The 17,050-nt window shown below is 72.1% G+C and carries 19 protein-coding genes; 9 read left to right on the top strand and 10 right to left on the bottom strand.

Annotated elements, in window-relative coordinates; all coding sequences use genetic code 11:
• Positions 1-2: 2 nt before the first annotated feature.
• Both B9O00_RS21480 and B9O00_RS21475 read right to left on the bottom strand, forming a co-directional pair.
• Positions 3-1,790 (bottom strand): peptidase domain-containing ABC transporter, encoded by a 1,788-nt coding sequence (locus B9O00_RS21480; protein WP_085124787.1) that lies wholly within the window; start codon positions 1,788-1,790, stop codon positions 3-5.
• A gap of 100 nt (positions 1,791-1,890) precedes the next feature.
• Positions 1,891-2,808: a LysR substrate-binding domain-containing protein gene (locus tag B9O00_RS21475; RefSeq protein WP_085124786.1), complete on the bottom strand. Its 918-nt coding sequence runs from the start codon at positions 2,806-2,808 to the stop codon at positions 1,891-1,893.
• Positions 2,809-2,910: 102 nt separating this feature from the next.
• On the opposite strand from B9O00_RS21475, the gene B9O00_RS21470 reads away from it, so the two are divergent.
• The 3 genes from B9O00_RS21470 to B9O00_RS21460 all read left to right on the top strand — a co-directional run bounded on the left by B9O00_RS21470 (position 2,911) and on the right by B9O00_RS21460 (position 5,162).
• Complete coding sequence (locus B9O00_RS21470; RefSeq protein WP_085124785.1) at positions 2,911-3,537, top strand: FMN-dependent NADH-azoreductase; 627 nt, start codon at positions 2,911-2,913, stop codon at positions 3,535-3,537.
• A gap of 81 nt (positions 3,538-3,618) precedes the next feature.
• The gene (locus B9O00_RS21465; protein ID WP_085124784.1) at positions 3,619-4,074 is read left to right on the top strand and encodes a MarR family winged helix-turn-helix transcriptional regulator; all 456 of its coding nucleotides are present in this window, start codon (positions 3,619-3,621) and stop codon (positions 4,072-4,074) included.
• A gap of 62 nt (positions 4,075-4,136) precedes the next feature.
• Positions 4,137-5,162 carry a D-cysteine desulfhydrase family protein gene (locus B9O00_RS21460; RefSeq protein ID WP_085124783.1) on the top strand — a complete coding sequence of 342 codons (1,026 nt, stop codon included), beginning with the start codon at positions 4,137-4,139 and terminating at the stop codon, positions 5,160-5,162.
• Between the two features lie 5 nt (positions 5,163-5,167).
• On the opposite strand, the gene B9O00_RS21455 is transcribed toward B9O00_RS21460, so the two are convergent.
• The 5 genes from B9O00_RS21455 to ehuB form a co-directional block, all read right to left on the bottom strand.
• Complete coding sequence (locus B9O00_RS21455) at positions 5,168-5,923, bottom strand: GntR family transcriptional regulator (protein WP_085124782.1); 756 nt, start codon at positions 5,921-5,923, stop codon at positions 5,168-5,170.
• Positions 5,920-6,753, bottom strand: a complete 834-nt coding sequence (ehuA, locus tag B9O00_RS21450; protein WP_085124781.1) for an ectoine/hydroxyectoine ABC transporter ATP-binding protein EhuA — start codon at positions 6,751-6,753, stop codon at positions 5,920-5,922. The genes B9O00_RS21455 and ehuA overlap by 4 nt, the downstream gene beginning before the upstream one ends.
• On the bottom strand, positions 6,753-7,412 hold the full coding sequence (ehuD, locus tag B9O00_RS21445) for an ectoine/hydroxyectoine ABC transporter permease subunit EhuD (RefSeq protein WP_085124780.1): 660 nt from the start codon (positions 7,410-7,412) through the stop codon (positions 6,753-6,755). Before ehuD ends, ehuA begins: the two co-directional genes overlap by 1 nt.
• Positions 7,413-7,672: 260 nt before the next feature.
• Positions 7,673-8,401: an ectoine/hydroxyectoine ABC transporter permease subunit EhuC gene (ehuC, locus tag B9O00_RS21440; RefSeq protein WP_085124779.1), complete on the bottom strand. Its 729-nt coding sequence runs from the start codon at positions 8,399-8,401 to the stop codon at positions 7,673-7,675.
• Between the two features lie 124 nt (positions 8,402-8,525).
• Positions 8,526-9,413 carry an ectoine/hydroxyectoine ABC transporter substrate-binding protein EhuB gene (ehuB, locus tag B9O00_RS21435; protein WP_085124778.1) on the bottom strand — a complete coding sequence of 296 codons (888 nt, stop codon included), beginning with the start codon at positions 9,411-9,413 and terminating at the stop codon, positions 8,526-8,528.
• 211 nt (positions 9,414-9,624) lie between these two features.
• Between ehuB and eutB the strand changes: the two genes are divergently transcribed.
• From eutB to B9O00_RS21405, 6 genes are all read left to right on the top strand, one after another.
• On the top strand, positions 9,625-10,608 hold the full coding sequence (eutB, locus tag B9O00_RS21430; protein ID WP_085124777.1) for a hydroxyectoine utilization dehydratase EutB: 984 nt from the start codon (positions 9,625-9,627) through the stop codon (positions 10,606-10,608).
• 163 nt (positions 10,609-10,771) lie between these two features.
• Positions 10,772-11,764, top strand: coding sequence for a cyclodeaminase (locus B9O00_RS21425; RefSeq protein ID WP_085124776.1), 993 nt, complete (start codon positions 10,772-10,774; stop codon positions 11,762-11,764).
• 134 nt (positions 11,765-11,898) lie between these two features.
• Positions 11,899-13,080: an ectoine hydrolase DoeA gene (doeA, locus tag B9O00_RS21420; RefSeq protein ID WP_085124775.1), complete on the top strand. Its 1,182-nt coding sequence runs from the start codon at positions 11,899-11,901 to the stop codon at positions 13,078-13,080.
• Between the two features lie 129 nt (positions 13,081-13,209).
• Positions 13,210-14,226 (top strand): N(2)-acetyl-L-2,4-diaminobutanoate deacetylase DoeB, encoded by a 1,017-nt coding sequence (gene doeB / locus B9O00_RS21415; protein WP_235017173.1) that lies wholly within the window; start codon positions 13,210-13,212, stop codon positions 14,224-14,226.
• A gap of 12 nt (positions 14,227-14,238) precedes the next feature.
• A complete protein-coding gene (locus B9O00_RS21410) occupies positions 14,239-14,736 on the top strand; it encodes an Lrp/AsnC family transcriptional regulator (protein ID WP_085124774.1) in 498 nt (165 codons plus the stop codon).
• A gap of 147 nt (positions 14,737-14,883) precedes the next feature.
• Positions 14,884-15,231 carry an FYDLN acid domain-containing protein gene (locus tag B9O00_RS21405; RefSeq protein WP_159460282.1) on the top strand — a complete coding sequence of 116 codons (348 nt, stop codon included), beginning with the start codon at positions 14,884-14,886 and terminating at the stop codon, positions 15,229-15,231.
• 207 nt (positions 15,232-15,438) lie between these two features.
• Here B9O00_RS21405 and B9O00_RS21400 read toward each other — a convergent pair whose 3' ends face one another.
• From B9O00_RS21400 to B9O00_RS21390, 3 genes are all read right to left on the bottom strand, one after another.
• Positions 15,439-15,648, bottom strand: a complete 210-nt coding sequence (locus B9O00_RS21400; RefSeq protein ID WP_085124773.1) for a cold-shock protein — start codon at positions 15,646-15,648, stop codon at positions 15,439-15,441.
• A gap of 487 nt (positions 15,649-16,135) precedes the next feature.
• Positions 16,136-16,429 carry a DUF1330 domain-containing protein gene (locus B9O00_RS21395; protein WP_085124772.1) on the bottom strand — a complete coding sequence of 98 codons (294 nt, stop codon included), beginning with the start codon at positions 16,427-16,429 and terminating at the stop codon, positions 16,136-16,138.
• Complete coding sequence (locus B9O00_RS21390) at positions 16,429-17,013, bottom strand: hydrolase (protein ID WP_085124771.1); 585 nt, start codon at positions 17,011-17,013, stop codon at positions 16,429-16,431. The genes B9O00_RS21395 and B9O00_RS21390 overlap by 1 nt, the downstream gene beginning before the upstream one ends.
• Positions 17,014-17,050: the final 37 nt, after the last annotated feature.

Below are 17,050 nucleotides of genomic sequence, written 5' to 3'. Positions count from 1 at the left end.
GCCTATTCCGCCGCCTCGGCGTGCGGCGGCTCCGAGTCGAGCGAGCGCAGGTAGTCCCGCCAGAGCGTGGCGTAGGCGGGCACGGCCGCGGCCAGGTCGTCGTGGCGGCCGTCGCCGACCAGCCGCCCCTCGTCGAGCACCAGGATGCGCTCGGCGTGGCGCGCCGCCGCCAGGTGGTGGGTCACCAGGATCAGCAGCCGCTCGCGGCCCCAGTCGGCGAGGCGCCGCTCCAGCTCGACCGCGGCCTCGGCGTCGAGGAAGGCGGTCGGCTCGTCGAGCAGGGCGATGCAGGGGTCGCGGACCACGGCGCGGGCGACCGAGAGGCGCTGGCGCTGGCCGCCGGACAGGGAGCGGCCGCCCTCGCTCAGCGCGGCGTCGAGCCCGCCCGGCAGCGCCTCCACGAGCTCGAGCGCGCCGGCGAAGCGCAGGGCCCGGCGCAGGGTCGCATCGCCCGCCGGCCGGCCGACACAGAGGTTCTCGCGCACCGTTCCGGAGAACAGCACCGTGTCCTGGTCGACCACGCCGATGCGGCTGCGCAGCCAGCGCGGGTCGTAGTCCCTCAGGTCGGCGCCGCCGATCTCGACCCGGCCCTCGTAGTCGCGGCGCAGGCCGAGCAGGATGCGCAGCAGGCTCGACTTGCCGGAGCCGTTGCGCCCGACGATGGCGACGACGCCCTGCTCGGGCAGCCGTGCCGTCACCCGGTCGAGCGCCGGCCGGGCGGCGCCGGGATAGGTCAGCGAGACCTCCGACAGCGCGATGCCGCCGGGCCCGAGCCGGCGCAGCGCCGGGCGCACAGCCGCCTGCTCGCGCGGCTCGGCCAGGAAGGCGCCGATGCGGCTGATCGCGACGTCGGCCTCCTGGTAGCCGCGATAGAGGTCGCCCAGCGCCAGGATCGGCCGCGTCACCCGGGCCGCCAGCAGCTGCAGGGCGAGCATCTCGCCGACCGTCAGGTCCCCGGAGAAGAGCCGCCAGAGGCAGAGGCCGACGACCAGCAGGGTCAGCAGCCGCGAGGTCAGCTGCGCGCGCAGCTGGAAGGTGCGGCCGAGCGCCATGACCGCGCCGAGCTGGTCGAGCATGCGGGCGGTCGCGGCCTCCCAGCGGCCCATGCGGTGGCCTTCGAGGGCCAGCGACTTGACCGTCGCCATGCCGCCGACCGTCTCGGACAGCACGTTCTGCCGCTCGCCGATGGCGGCGTAGTAGTCGTCCTTGACCCGGCGCAGCCGGCCGCGCTGCCCGCGCGTCGCCCAGGCGAAGACGCCGGACAGGACGACCAGCGTCGCCCCGATCAGCGGGTCGTACCAGAGCATCAGGCCGAGGGCGACGACCGCGCCGCCGGCATCGAAGACGACGCGCGGCACCTGGGTCAGCACGAAGTCGCGGATCTTCGTCGCCTGCTGGAAGTGGTTGATCATCTCGCCGGAGCGGAAGCCGGCACCGTCCTGGCGCACGCGCATCAGCTGGGCGAAGACGCTGCGCGAGATGCGCCGGTCGAGGAAGGTGACCAGGCGGATCAGCAGGCGCTGGTGGGCGAAGGAGACCGCCGCCTCCAGGCCCGCCGCCGCCAGCGCGAGCAGCGCCAGCCCGACGACCGGGCCGGTCGCGGCGTGGCCGCCGACGACGGCGTCGACCGCCTTCTGGATCGAGATCGGGAAGACCAGGCCGACGCCGTAGGCGAGCCCGGTCAGGGCCGCGACGGCGATCGACTGCCGGCGGCGCAGCAGCAGCGTGCGGCCGATCCAGCGCCAGCCGAAGGCCGGGCGGTCCTCCGTCGACTCGGGACGTTCGGGCATGGGGAGATCCTGACATGGACGGACGGCGAAGCGCAGCCGTTCCGTCGGAGCGGCCGTTCGCAGGTTCAACGCCGCAGGCCGAGCGATCCGTCGCCGACGCTCAGGCCGGCGGCAACGCGTCGCGGGAGCAGCCGCCGAGCGTCTCGGCGACGAAGTCGATGACCGCCCGCACGCCGGGCAGCAGGCCGCGGCGCGAGGTGAAGACGAGGTGCAGCACGCCCGCCTCGCCGCTCCAGTCCGGCAGCACCCGCTCGAGCGTGCCGTCGGCAAAGGGCTGACGGCAGGTCATCTCGGGCAGCAGCGCGACGCCGAGTCCGGCGATGGCGGCGTCGCGGACCACGGCGAAGGTGCCGGCGGCGAACCGCGGCTCGTGGACCAGCGTTTCGCGCGCGCCCGCGGGACCGGCCAGCGTCCAACGGTCCGGTCCCGGCTGCTCGGTCCTGCTGAGCGTCGGCAGGGCCGCGAGCTTCGCCGGTGACTCCGGCCGGCCGCGTTCGGCCAGCAAGGCGGGGCTGGCGGCGAGGAGGGAGCGGGTACTGCCGAGGATGCGGAGCTGCAGGTCGGCGTCGCCCTCCAGCCGCTCGCGCACGCGGATCGCGAGGTCGACCCGCTCGTCGATCAGGTCGACGCGCCGATTGGTCTGGAGCAGCTGGACGCGCAGCCGGGGATGGCGCGCCAGGAAGGCCGGCAGCGCCGCGGCCAGGGGCAGCTCGGCGCCGAGCGGGCAGCTCACCCGGACCAGGCCCTGGGGCTCGGCGCGCAGGCGGGCCGCGACGGCGTCGACCGCCTCGGCCTCGGCCAAGGCAGCGCGCGCGTGGTCGAAGACGTCGCGCCCGGCCTCGGTGACGTTGAAGCGGCGAGTCGTGCGCTCGACCAGGCGCAGGCCGAGCTCCGCCTCCAGGGCTGCGAGCCGGCGGCTCAGCCGCGACTTCGGCAGGCCGAGCGCCCGGGCCGCCGGCGACAGGCCGCCGTGGCTGACCACGGCGGCGAAGAAGGCGAGGTCGTTGAGGTCCTTCATCGTTCCACCAGAAGAACGTGCTGTCGCCATTCGGGCGTCTACCGGCCCAGTCGTTCCAGAAGTATCTGGATCGGGACCGTTTGAACAAGAGGGATCAGAACGATGAAGCTCCTGCACGTCGACTCCAGCATCCTCGGCGACGCCTCGGTCTCGCGGCAGCTCTCGGCCGCCGTCGTCGAGGGCTGGCGCACCGCCGTCCCGGGCCTGGAGGTGCTGCGCCGCGACCTTGCCGCCGAGCCGATCCCGCACCTCGACGCCCGCCAGCTGCCGGCCGTCAAGCCGGGCTTGCCGGCGGTCGAGGCCGAGCCCGACGCCGAGACCCGGGCCGCCATCGCGCTCGGTGCCGCGGCGCTGGAAGAGTTCCTGGCCGCCGACGTCGTGGTGGTCGGTGCGCCGATGTACAACTTCGGCATCCCCAGCCAGCTCAAGGCCTGGATCGACCGCCTGGCGGTCGCCGGCAGGACCTTCGCCTACACCGAGGCCGGCCCGACCGGCCTCGCCGGCGGCAAGAAGGTGATCGTCGCCTCCTCGCGCGGCGGCCTCTACAGGCCGGACACGCCGCAGGCCGCGGTCGACTTCCAGGAGCCCTACCTGAGAGCCGTCTTCGGCTTCTTCGGCATTGCCGACGTGAGCTTCGTGAGGGCCGAAGGACTCGCGCTCGGCGCGGAAGCGCGGACGGCCGCGCTCGAGGCCGCGCTCGGCAGCGTGCCGGAGCTGGTCGCCGCCTGAGACTCGGCGGGCCACGGACATCCCGAGGCGCTCGCACTCCCGGACGACCCGGGCGACGAGCGCCTCGGAGACCGACCGCTCCTGGGCGCCGGTCTCCTCGACCGGGATGCCGAACTCGGCGACGAAGCGCTCGAGGCCCCGCACGACTGCAGCCAGGTCCGGCTCGGCGAGCGCGGTTTCGAGGACGCGCGCCCGGCACACCGCGCCGTGCTGCGCCACATCGCCCGCGACGGCTCGCGCGTCACCGAGCTCGCCGAACGGGCGCGCATGACCAAGCAGAGCATGGCCCAGCTGGTCGACGCCCTGCGCGAGCGCGGCTACGCCGAGCTGGCGCCGGACCCGAGCGACGGCCGCGCCAAGCTGGTGCGGCTGACCGAGCGCGGCTGGCAGCTCCACGACGCCCTGGTCGCGATCAGCCGGGAGTTCGAGGCGGACCGTGCGCGCGAGATGGGAGAGGAGACGTGGCGCCGGCTGCGCGGCCTGCTGGAGGAGCTGACGCAGCTGCTCGGCCGGGAGCGCGGGCGCCCGGCCGGCTGAGCCGCGGCACGAGGGGCGGAGCCGCCTTTCCCGGACTCCGGGAGAACCGCTAGGCTCCTGCCATGAACCAGGGGTCGGTGGCGGGGCTGGCGGACCGGCTCGCGCGCTTCGAGCGCGTCGGGCTCGCCCATCTGCCGACCCCGCTCGAACCCCTGGGGCGGCTGACCGCCCAGCTCGGCGGCCCCCGGCTCTGGGTCAAGCGCGAGGACTGCACCGGCGTCGGCTTCGGCGGCAACAAGCTGCGCAAGCTCGACTACGTGCTGCCCGAGGCGATCGAGGCCGAGGCCGACACCCTGGTCTCGGGCGGCGTCGCGCAGTCCAACAGCCAGCGCCAGGTCGCAGCCGCCGCGGCCAAGCTCGGCCTCGCCTGCCACCTGGTCGTCTACCACGGCCGCCTGGCCGCCCCGCCCCCCGACTACGAGACCAGCGGCAACGCCCTGCTCAACCGCCTGTTCGGCGCGACGCTGCACGCCGTCGACTGGAGCGGCGACCGCAACGGCCCGATCGAGGCGCTGGCCGAGAGCCTCAGGTCCGAGGGCCGCCGGCCCTACCTCGTGCCCTACGGCGTCTCCAGCGGCCTGGGCGCCGTCGGCTACGCCTCGGCGCTGCTGGAGATCGCGCAGCAGAGCGCCGCCCTCGGCTTCGCGCCGCGCGCCGTCGTGCACTGCTCGGGCAGCGGCGGCACCCAGGCCGGCCTCGTCGTCGGCGCCGCCCTCGCCCTGCCGGAGACCGAGATCGTCGGCATCGACATCGACGCCGAGCCCGAGCGGGTCGAGGCCGACGTGCGGCGCTACGGCGCCGAGGCCGCCGAACTTCTCGGCGTTCCTTTCCCCGAGGAGCGGGTCGAGGTGGTCGCCGGCCATGCCGGCCCGGCCTACGGCCTGCCCCACGCCGCGACCCTCGAGGCGATCGGCCTCGCCGGCCGCCTGGAGGCGCTCGTGCTCGACCCGGTCTATTCGGCCAAGGGCCTCGCCGGCCTGATCGCCCTGGTCCGCGCCGGCCGCTGGAGCGCCGCCGACGACATCGTCTTCCTGCACAGCGGCGGCACGCCGACCCTCTTCGCCTACCAGAAGGCCCTGGCGATCTAGGACCGCTACCCCTCCTCCCCCTCGCCATAGTCCAGCATGCGCCGCACGGACATGGAGATGTGGTGGCGGCGGATGTGGCCGACGGCTTCCAGGTCGCCGCTCTGCATGACCGCCAGGGTCTCGGCCATCTCGCGGCGGAAGATCTCGATCTCGTGGCCGAGGTTGAGGTGCGGCACCGACTTCAGCCAGATCCGGCTGGTCTGGTAGTAGAGCCGGGCGGTCAGTTCGCGCAGCGGCCGGTTGCCGATCATCGCGTCGAACTCCAGGAAGAAGTCCATGTTGAGCCGGGCGAAGGCGCGCGGCTCCGGGTCCTGCGCCAGGCGGTCGCAGCGCGCCAGCAGCGCCTCCATCCGGGCGAGATCCTCGGGCCCGCGCGGCAGCGGGTCGAGCCGGCCGATCAGCACCGCCAGCTCCATGCGCAGCTGGAAGACCTGCTTCAGGTCGGCCTCGTCGACGTCGGTCACGAAGTTGCCGACGCCGTGGCGGATCTCGACCAGCTCCTCGGCCTCAAGGCGGCTGAGCGCCCGGCGGATCGGCGTGCGGCTGACCTTGAACTCGCTCGCCAGCTCCTCCTCGGACAGGCGCGTGCCCGGCGCGTAGTCGAGCAGGCAGATGCGGTCGCGGATCGTCGTGTAGATGCGGTCGAGCCGCTCGCGCGCCGAGGAGCGCGACCGGCCGGGACTGACGCCCCCGGTCCCGCGGGCGGAACGGCGCCGGCGCAGCGGCGCGGCGGCGGCGCTGGCGGCCTCGCCGCCCGTCATCCGGCCTCGAGCACGGCGCTGAGGAACTGCCGGGTGCGCTCGTTCTCCGGGTTGCCGAACAGCTCCGCCGGCGCGCCGGTCTCGGCGATGCGGCCCTGGTAGAAGAAGCAGACCCGGTCGGCGAACTCCTTGGCGAAGCCCATCTGGTGGGTCACCATGATCATGGTCAGGTCGTGCTCCGCGCCCAGCTTCCGGATCACCGTCAGTACCTCGCCGACCAGCTCCGGGTCGAGCGCCGATGTGACCTCGTCGAACAGCATGACCTTGGGGCGCATGGCGAGCGCCCGGGCGATCGCGACGCGCTGCTGCTGGCCGCCCGAGAGCTGGCCCGGAAAGTGGTCGAGCTTGTCGCCGAGCCCGACCATCGAGAGCAGCTCGGCGCCGCGCTCGCGGGCCTCCTTCCTGGAGAGGCCGAGCACCGTGACCGGCGCCTCCATGCAGTTCTTCAGCGCGCTCATGTGCGGGAAGAGGTTGAAGTGCTGGAACACCATGCCGACCTTGCCGCGCACCTGGCGCAGGTGGCGTTGGCTGGCCGGCACCAGCGAGCCGCTCCCTGCCGCCCCGGGCCCCGGCATGTGGGTCATCGGCTCGCCGTCGACCCAGATGACGCCGCCGTCGATGCGCTCCAGGGTCATCAGCATGCGCAGCACGGTGGTCTTGCCCGAGCCCGAGGGCCCGATGATCGCGACCTTCTCGCCCGCCGCGATGTCGAGCTGCAGGTCGTCGAGCACGGTCAGGGCGCCGTAGCGCTTGGTGACCCTGTCGAAGCGCACCATCGGCGCGACTCCGCCCTCGGCGGCGGCCGGCCGTTCGCTGGTCGAAGCCTCCATCAGCCCCTCCGGTTCTTGAGCCAGCGCTCGACCTGGCGGATGCCGGCGGCCGAGATCAGGCTGAGCAAAAGGAAGAAGATCCCGACCAGGGTCATCGGCTCGGTGTAGCGGAAGTTCTCCGAGCCCAGGATCTTCGCGGTCTGCATCAGCTCCAGGACGGCGATCGCCGAGAGCAGCGGCGTCTCCTTGAACAGCGCGACCAGGTAGTTGCCGAGCGCCGGCACGACCGGCGGGATGGCCTGCGGGATGATGATGTCCCGGAAGGTGACCCAGGGGCTGAGGTTGAGCGCGATCGAGGCCTCCCACTGCCCCTTCGGGATGTTCTCCAGCCCGGCCCGGTAGACCTCCGAGCAGTAGGTCGAGTAGTGCAGGCCGAGCGCCAGGAAGCCGGCGGTGAAGGCCGAGAGCGTCACGCCGAACTTCGGGAAGACGAAGAACAGGAAGAAGATCTGGATCAAGAGCGGCGTCGAGCGGATGAACTCGACGAGGCCGCCGACCGGCAGGCGGACCCAAGCCGAGGGCGACATCCTGAGGATGGCGAAGGCCAGGCCGAGGAGCGCCGCGATCACGAAGCCGACCAGGGTTGCCTCGATCGTCACGATCGCCGCGCCGGCCAGGACCGGCAAGATCTCCCAGGTGTAGCCCCAGTCCCAGAGCATGGCTCAGCTCCTCCCGGCAACCGATGCGGTCCCCTCTCCGCCCCGGGGGGCGGAGAGGGCAGGGAGAGGCGGGGCGAGCCGGCGGTCGCGGCTGCTGCCGAACCGGAGCCATCCCGACGGTGCCGCCCCGCCACCGCGCCTCATGCGACGAACGGAGGAACGGAGGGGTAAAACCCCCACCTCTCCCTGCCCTCTCCGCCCCCGGGGGCGGAGAGGGGAACTCGACGCGAACACTTGGCACCCGCCCATCGTCCCCTCCCTCAGCTGACCCGGCCGCGGCTGAGGCCGGCGGCGGCGCGGCGCTCGAGCAGGCGCATCAGCAGCGTGATGACCATCGAGATCGCGAGGTACATGACCAGCACGATCGAGAAGATCTGCACGGTCTTGAGGGTCGTCTGGTTCATCTGCTGGGCGCGGAAGGCGAGGTCGCCGATCGTGATCAGCGAGACGATCGCCGTCGACTTCAGCAGCTCGATGAACAGGTTGCCCCAGGGCGGGATCATGGCGACCAGGGCCTGCGGCAGGATGATCCGGCGCAGCGCCTGCATGCGCGTCAGGTTGAGCGCCGTCGAGGCCTCCCACTGGCCGCGCGGCACGGCCTGGATCGCGCCGCGCACGACCTCGGCGCCGTAGGCCCCGACGTTGAGGCCGAGGCCGACCACCGCGACCGTCATCGGCTCCAGGAAGACGCCGAAGTGCGGCAGCACGAAGAACAGCCAGAACAGCTGGACCAGGGCCGAGGTGCCGCGGAAGACCTCGATGTAGCAGACCGCCAGCCAGCGCAGCGGCCAGGGCCCGTACATCTTGGCGATGCCGGCGATCACCGCCATGACCACCGCGAGCAGGCAGCCCTGGACGGTGATCCTGACCGTGACCCAGGCGCCCTCCAGCAGGCCCGGGATGAACTCGCGGAAGCCGGCGAAGCTGGCGACCACCAGCCCCGCCACGAAACTCAGGATGACCAGGATCGTCGTCTGACGAACGCCCATGGCACGAGTCCCCCGCCCAGAACCCCCGATCGGCACCCCGATCGGCACCGCGTCCGGCGCCGCGACCGGGGCGCCGGACGCTCCCGGAGGAGACGCCCGGCGCGGCCCGGTCAGGCGAACAGGATCACTTGCCGGCGCAGAGCTCGGCCGTGGTCTTGTTCGGCAGGTAGTCCTTGCCGAAGCCGAAGGGCTCGACCAGGGCGATGTGCTCCGGCGTGCCGATGAAAGCCTTCAGCTGCTTGTTGAACTCGGCGAGCAGCTCCTTGTCCTCCTTGCGGAAGCCGAAGGCGCCGTGACCCTTGACCGACTTGCCGGCGACCATGCCGAAGGGCTTGGTCGACTCGACCCCCTCGCCCTTCGCGGCGAGATTGGCGATCGAGAGCGCGGTCAGCGCGGCCGCGTCGGCCCGGCCGGACTGCACGGCGGCGAGCAGGCTCGGCGGGTCCGGAAGCTGGATGACCTGGTCCTGCGGAACGCCGGCCTCCTTGGCATAGCCGCCCTCGACGGCACCGGCCATGACCGCCAGCTTCAGGTCGGGGCTCTTGGCGATCGTGCTGTAGTCGACGATCTTCTTGGGGTTGCCCTTCTTGACCAGCATGGCCTGGCCGATGCCGTAGCTCGGCTCGGAGAAGGCGATCTGCTGGCAGCGCTTCGGATTGACGAACATGCCGGCGGCGATGATGTCGAAGCGGTGCGCCTGCAGGCCCGGGATCAGCGAGCCGAACTCGGTCAGCACGCCGTCGACCTCGGGGATGCCCATCTTCTTGAGGATCGCCTTGGCGACCTCGGGGGCCTCGCCGGTCAGCTTGCCGGCCGGCGTCGCATAGCCGAAGGGCGCCTCGTTGGCGAAGCCGATGCGGATGTAGCCTTGCTTGCGCGCCTTCTCGAGGGTCGACTCGGCGTGTGCCGTGCCGGCGACCAGGGCGGCCGCCGCCACGGCCACGACGCCCAGGGCGACCAGGCCCAGGGCGGCGCGCCCCAGGGCCGAACGACGGGTGAACTGCTCTCCCATACCCACCTCCCGCGTGCGTTGGTGCAACTCGTTCGGGCCGTCGGCGGCGCGCCGCGGCCCCTGTTTTCTCGGGAAACGCGCTCCGACCGGGAGCGCATGGCCAAGAAGCTTGCCAAAGCATCGTGGACGGCGCAACACTTGTGTACATCATTGAGCACTTCGGCCAGATTGTTGCGCCGAAGTGCTGATCCTCGGGGCCTTTCCCAAATAGATGTACACGTCATGGCAGCCTGCACCGCTCGAACTGGACGACGTCCGGCGCGCCGCCGGACGCATTTCGGGCGTCGCGCTGCGCACGCCCCTGGTGCCCTCGCCGGCGCTCTCGGCCGAGGCGGGGACGGAGGTGCTGCTCAAGCTGGAGACCCTGCAGCCGATCGGCGCCTTCAAGATCCGCGGCGCCGCCAACGCCGTCGCGCAGCTGCCGCCGGCGCACGCGCGGGCCGGCGTGACCTGCGCCTCGACCGGCAACCACGGCCGCGCCGTGGCCTATGCGGCCCGGCGCCTCGGCATCCCGGCGATCGTCTGCATGTCGCGCCTGGTGCCGGCCAACAAGGTCGCGGCGATCGAGGCGCTGGGCGCCGAGGCGCGCATCGTCGGCCGCTCCCAGGACGAGGCCCAGACCGAGGTCGACCGCCTGGTCGCCGAGGAGGGCCTGGCCGAGATCCCGCCCTTCGACCAGGCCGACGTCGTGGCGGGACAGGGCACCATCGCGCTCGAGCTGCTGGAGGACGCGCCGCGGCTCGACACGCTGCTGGTGCCGCTGTCGGGCGGCGGCCTGCTCGGCGGCATCGCGCTGGCCGCCAAGGCGCTCAAGCCGGCGATCCGCATCGTCGGCATCTCGATGGCGCGGGGTGCGGCGATGCACGCCAGCCTCGCCGCCGGCCGGCCGGTCGAGGTCGAGGAACAGGAGAGCCTCGCCGACTCCCTGGGCGGCGGCATCGGCCTCGCCAACCGCCACACCTTCGCCCTGGTCCGCGACCTGGTCGATCGGGTCGTCCTGCTCGACGAGCCGCAGATCGCCCGCGGCATGCGCTGGCTGTTCGAGGAAGAAGGCCTGGTCGTCGAGGGCGCCGGCGCGGTCGGCGTGTCCGTGCTGCTGGAGCGGCTGGTCCCGGACTTGGGCGCCAGCGTCGGCGTCGTCGTCTCGGGACGGAACGTCGACCGACGCGCCTTCCTGACGGCGATCGGGTATTGAGCACGATGAGGGCGGCTTGCTCCTCCGCCGTCATCCCCGCGAAGGCGGGGATCCAGGGGCCACAGGCCGCGGCGGAAAGGCCCTGGATCCCCGCCTTCGCGGGGATGACGAACAGAAGGGCGGGGATGACGAACGAAACGACGCTACGCAGGGAGACTGACGCATGCCGCGCATCCGCATCCTGACCGAGGCCGATCTGCGCGGCCGGGTGACGCTCGACCTCGGGCTCGTCGAGCTGATCGAGCAGGCCTTCGCGGCACTCGCGACCAGGGCCGTGGTGATGCCGCCGATCCTCTCGATGGAGATCGCCGAGCGCCACGGCGAGGTCGACGTCAAGACCGCCTACGTGCCCGGCCTGGACGGCTTCGCGATCAAGATCAGCCCCGGCTTCTTCGACAACCCGAAGCTCGGCCTGCCCAGCCTCAACGGCCTGATGGTCCTGCTCTCGGCCGAGACCGGCATCGTCCAGGCCGTGCTGCTCGACAACGGCTACCTGACCGACATCCGCACGGCCGCCGCCGGGGCGGTCGCGGCGAAACACCTGGCGCCGCGCGCGGTGCGCAGCGCCGCGGTGCTCGGCGCCGGCCTCCAGGCGGAGCTGCAGATCCAGGCCCTGGCGCTGGTCCGGCCCTTCGGGGAGCTGCTGGTCTGGGCCCGCGACCCGGCCAAGGCCGAGGCCTACGCCGAGAAGATGGCGGCTCGCCTGGGCATCCCGGTGCGCACCGTCCCGAGCGCCGAGGAAGCCGTCGCCGCGGCCCAGGTCGTGGTCACGACGACGCCGAGCCGCGAGCCGCTGATTCGCGCCGAGTGGCTGCATCCCGGCCTGCACGTCACCGCCATGGGCTCCGACGCCGCCGGCAAGAACGAGCTCGATCCCGCCGTGCTGGCTCGCGCCGACCTGCTGGTCTGCGACCGGGTCGGCCAGTGCGCGACGCTCGGCGAGCTGCGCGCCGCGATCGCCGCCGGCCTGCTGCCCGCCGACCATGCGCCGCCGGAGCTCGGCCAGGTGATCGCGGGGCTGTCGGCCGGCCGGACCACGGACGACCAGATCACCGTCGCCGACCTGACCGGGACCGGCATCCAGGACACCGCCATCGCCACCGCCGCCTTCCAGCGCTGCGCCGCGGCCGGCGTCGGGCAAGAGATCGAGACGTAGGGTCAGCGCAGGCGTCCCCCTCACCCGCCTCGCGCACGCTCGGCACCCTCTCCCCTGAGGGGAGAGGGAGGGGCCCGCGCGGAGCGTGGGAGGGTGAGGGGGACGCCAGGCGATACATCAGGAGCGGAGACCAGATGACCACCTCTTCCCCGCGGTTCGAGCGCAGCGAGTACGACCGTCGCATCGCCAAGGCCAGGCGCGCCATGGAGGCGCGCGGCCTCGACCTGTTGATCGTCACCGACCCCTCGAACATGGCTTGGCTGACCGGCTACGACGGCTGGTCCTTCTACGTCCACCAGGCGGTCATCCTGCCGCTCGACGAGGCGCCGCTCTGGTGGGGCCGGGCCCAGGACGCCAACGGCGCCAGGCGCACCGTCTGGATGGCCGAGGAGCGGATCCTCTGGTACCCCGACGAGTACGTGCAGTCCGCGGTGCGCCACCCGATGGACCAGCTCTCGGGCATCCTCTCGGAACGCGGCTGGGCGGCCCGGCGCATCGGCGTCGAGATGGACAACTACTACTTCAGCGCCGCCGCCTTCGCCTCGCTGCAGCGCCACCTGCCCGACGCCCGCTTCGCCGACGCCACGGCTCTGGTCAACTGGCAGCGCGCCGTCAAGTCCGAGCAGGAGCTGGCCTACATGCGCACCGCGGCGCGTATCGTCGAGCGGATGCACGCCCGCATCCTGGAGATTGCCGAGCCGGGCCGGCGCAAGAACGAGATCGTCGGCGAGATCCTCAAGGCCGCCGCCGACGGCCTGCCGGAGGCCGGCGGCGACTACGCCGCCATCGTGCCGCTGCTGCCGACCGGCGCCGACGCCTCGGCGCCGCACCTGACCTGGGACGACCGGCCGCTGGAGGCCGGTGCCGCGACCTTCTTCGAGATCGCCGGCTGTCACAAGCGCTACCACTGCCCGCTGTCGCGCACGCTCTACCTGGGCAAGCCACCGGCGCGGGTCGCCGAGGCCGAGAAGGCGGTGCTGGAAGGCCTCGCCGCCGGCCTGGAGGCGGCGAAGCCGGGCGAGCCCTGCGAGGCGATCGCCCGGGCCTTCCTCGGCGTGCTGAAGCGCTACGGCATCGAGAAGACCAGCCGCTGCGGCTATCCGATCGGCCTGTCCTACCCGCCCGACTGGGGCGAGCGCACCATGAGCCTCAGGCCCGGCGACACCTCGATCCTGGAGCCCGGCATGACCTTCCACTTCATGCCCGGCCTCTGGTTCGACGACTGGGGCCTGGAGATCACCGAGTCCATCGTGATAACCGGGACGGGCTGCGAGACCCTGGCCGACGTGCCGCGCAAGCTGTTCGTCAAGGGCTAGCGGCTGTCCGCTTCATGGTTCGACAGGCTCACCATGAAGCGGAGGGGACCTGCAGCGCAGGCCCCCGAGGGCTTCATCCTGAGCCTGTCGAAGGGTGAAGCCAGTGCGCGGGCGCGAGGAGCAGACGCGATGACCGACAAGAGCATGGCCGGGGGCGGTCTCCGGCCCTCGCCGATCCGGCCGACCGTCGAGCTGGACGCGCCCGGCCTGCGCCACGGCTTCCTCAAGCTGCCCTACTCCAGCGACGCCTCGGCCTGGGGCTCGGTGATGACGCCGATCTGCGTCGCCGCCAACGGCGAGGGCCCGACGGCGCTGCTGACCGGCGGCAACCACGGCGACGAGTACGAGGGGCCGGTCGCGCTCTACAAGCTGGCCGCCGCCCTCGACCTATCGAGGATCCGCGGCCGGATCATCATCGTGCCGGCGATGAACTACCCGGCCCTGGACGCCGGGCGGCGCACCTCGCCAATCGACAACGGCAACCTGAACCGGGTCTTCCCCGGCTCGCCGACCGGCACGGTGACCGAGAAGATCGCCGACTTCTTCTGCCGCCACCTGCTGCCGCGCGCCGACGTCGTGCTCGACATCCACTCGGGCGGCCGGACCCTGGAGTTCCTGCCCTTCGCCGCCTGCCACGCGCTCGACGACAAGGAGCACGAAGGGCGCTGCATCGCCGCCATGAAGGCCTTCGGCGCGCCCTGGTCGGTGATCATGACCGAGATGGACCCGACCGGGCTCTACGACACCGCGGTCGAGGAGCTCGGCAAGACCTTCGTCACGACCGAGCTCGGCGGCGGCGGCACGGCGCGCGCCTCGACGGTGCGCATTGCCGAGCGCGGCATTCTCAACCTGCTGCGCCACGCCGGCATCCTGGAGGGCGAGCCGGAGCCGGCCGAGACGACGCTGCTGACCATGCCCGACGAGGGCTACCTGGTCAGCGAGCACCACGGCCTGGTCGAGCCCTGCGTCGACCTCGGCGAGTTCGTCTGCGCGGGCCAGCCGGTCGCCCGGGTCATCGACCAGCGGCGCACCGCCGGCGCCGTGATCGAGTACCGCGCGCCGATCGACGGCGTGCTGGCCGGCCGGCACTTCCCCGGCATGGTCAAGGCCGGCGACTGCCTGGGCGTGCTCGCCGTCGAGACCTGACGGACCGCCAGCATGGGCAAGCCGGCGGCGCTCCGCCTCGACGCGATCGACCTGAAGATCCTGGCCGTCCTGCAGCGCGACGGCCGGATCACCAAGGTGCGCCTGGCCAAGGCCGTCAACCTCTCGCCCAGCCCCTGCTGGGAGCGGCTGAAGCGCCTGGAGGGTGCGGGGCTGATCAGGGGCTACCAGGCGAAACTCGACCTCGCCAGGGTCGCGCCCGTCACCGAGGTGCTGGTCGAGGTCACGCTGCAGCGCCACCGGCAGGAGGACTTCGCGGCCTTCGAGCAGGCCATGCGGCAGACCCCCGAGGTGCTCGACTGCTGGGCGACCGGCGGCGGCCTCGACTACCTGCTGCGCGTCGTCGCGCCCGACGTCGACGGCTACCAGCGCCTGATCGACCGCCTGCTCGAGGCCGAGATCGGCATCGACCGCTACTTCACCTACATCGTCACCCGCAGCGTGAAGAGCCAGGCGCCGTTGCCGGTGGAGCGGCTGCTGGGCGAAAGCTGACACGCCGCCCGGCGCCGGGCGCCGGGATTCGCGCAGATGGCGAGCGCGGCGAACGATCCGAATTTCCAACCATCACTTGTAAATTATTTTTCGGCCCCCATCTCTTTATTTCCAATAATTTGTCGTTTGAATAAGGAAATAAGCCGAATGCTGGCGAGAGCCGACTGGGGCGCGAAGCACATCTGCCCTGCCTGCGCGAGCAGGTACTACGATCTGAATCAGACATCCTATGTCTGCCCGAGCTGCGGCGCCGAGCCCGCCGCGACCAGGCTGCCGGCCGGTGGCCGGGGCGCCCGGGGCATGGGCAGCCGCACGGCCTTCGGCCGCCGGCGGGCGGCGCCCGGGGAGCGGGTGCCGGCCGCCCGGGAAGCGGAGGCTGAGGCGGAGCAGGACGAGATCGAGGACGAGCAGCTTGCGGACGACGAGGACGAGGCCGGGGAGGAAGACGCCTCGGACGAGTCCGACGAGCCGGCCGAGGACTCCGAGGTCGCATAGCGCCAAACCGGTTAGCGCCGAACCGGTCGCGGAGCACCAGGCCCCTGCCTGCGCGACGCCAGGGGCCGGTGGTCGGCTACCCGACGCTGCGGCTCCGCGCCCTGCAAAAGGAAACCCCGCGCCTGGCGAACCAGACGCGGGGCTCCGATTCCGCGCCGCGCCTGGCCAGGCCCGGGCGCTGCGGCAGGCTGGTCGCGTGCAACCGCCTCAGGCGGCGCGCAGGTTCTCGGCCGAGGACTTGCCGGTGCGGCGATCAGCGACCACGTCGAAGGTCACCTTCTGGCCCTCGTTGAGGTTGCTCATGCCGGCACGCTCGACGGCGCTGATGTGCACGAAGACGTCGTTGCCGCCGTTATCCGGCTGAATGAAGCCGAAGCCCTTCTGGGCGTTGAACCACTTGACGGTTCCCTTGTTCATGGGAGCGTTTTCCTTTGGAAACGAGTGTAGACAGGCCGCGCCTAACGCAGCCGTGCGAATCGAGATTTTGGAGAGGTCGTCAGTCAGGCGCGCTTGTCGCGGCGAGGCCAAGTCGTCAGGCCGAATCTCAACGGTGAAGAGATGGCAGGCCGTGACCGTATGGCAAGGGAAATATTTGATCTTCCCGATTTAATTTTGCGAGCACACGAGAAAGACGGCTGTTTTCCTCGTTTTTCCAGGGTCGCCTCCCACGCCCCTCGACAGGCTCGGGACGAAGCAAAGGGCGGAGCGGGCTCGAACGGTCGCTTCGTCCCGAGCCTGTCGAGGGGCGTGGGAGCACTTCAGTCCCTGCTCCCCCCTTGATCGTCATCCCCGCGAAGGCGGGGATCCATGGTGAATCGCCAGGGAAGCCGGCGGCTGCGGGCCCGCGAGTCCCTATGGATCCCCGCCTTCGCGCGGATGACGAACGGACAGGGAAGGGAAGCCCCTAACCCACCCCCTCCGCCAGGATCAGGTCGCGCGACAGGGCCGCGTCCCGGAAGGCCAGCGCCTCGGCGTAGTCCGGCGAGCGGTACCAGGCCTGCGCCGCCTGCCGGTCCGGAAACTCGACGACGATCAGGGCCGCCGGCTGCCAGCTGCCTTCCAGCGCCTCGACCGGCCCGCCGCGCACCAGGTAGCGGCCGCCGTGCCGGGCCATCGAGGCGGCGGCAAGCGTCCGGTAGCGCTCGAGCGCCGCGCGATCGCGGAAGGCGACGTCGGAGATCACGTAGGCGCGGGCCATCAGGCGGCTCCGAGCGCCGTCGTCACCTCGGCGACGCTGCGGACGCGGCTGACCCGCGGCAGCGTCCACTCGACGGCGAAGCGGTGCAGCGGCTCGCCGAGCGAGCTGCAGGCGTCCTCGGCGACGACCACGGCATAGCCGTGCTGCCAGGCCTCGCGGGCCGTCGACTCGACGCCGAAGTTGGTCGCGACGCCGCCGAGCACGAGAGTCCCGACGCCGCGGCGCCTGAGCTGCAGGTCCAGCTCGGTGCCATGGAAGGCGCTCCAGTGCCGCTTCAGGATCGAGGCGGTCGCCGGCAGGGCCGCGATCTCCGGCGCCGGCTCGAACCAGGTCGCGGTCATGCCCTCCGGCGGCAGGGCGATCGGCCGGTCGACCTGCTGGGGCGGCAGGTCGCCGAGGTCGTCCGACCAGCCGACCCGCACCGTGACGATCGGCGCGCCGGCGGCTGCGAAAGCCTGGCCGAGACGGGCGGCCGCGCCAACCACGGCGGCTCGGTCGTAGGGCGCCAGCGGCAGGCCCAGGATACCGCCCTGCAGGTCGATGAGCACCAGGGCGGTTTTGCGAGGATCGAGCTGAAGGTCCATAAGGGACTCCCGGTTGGCGGCGGCCCCGGGGACCCGA

Source organism: Tistlia consotensis USBA 355 (assembly GCF_900177295.1).
GTDB lineage: Bacteria > Pseudomonadota > Alphaproteobacteria > Kiloniellales > DSM-21159 > Tistlia > Tistlia consotensis.
The sequence above is the reverse complement of the archived record's forward strand: the minus strand, read 5'-3'. Positions and strand labels throughout refer to the sequence as shown.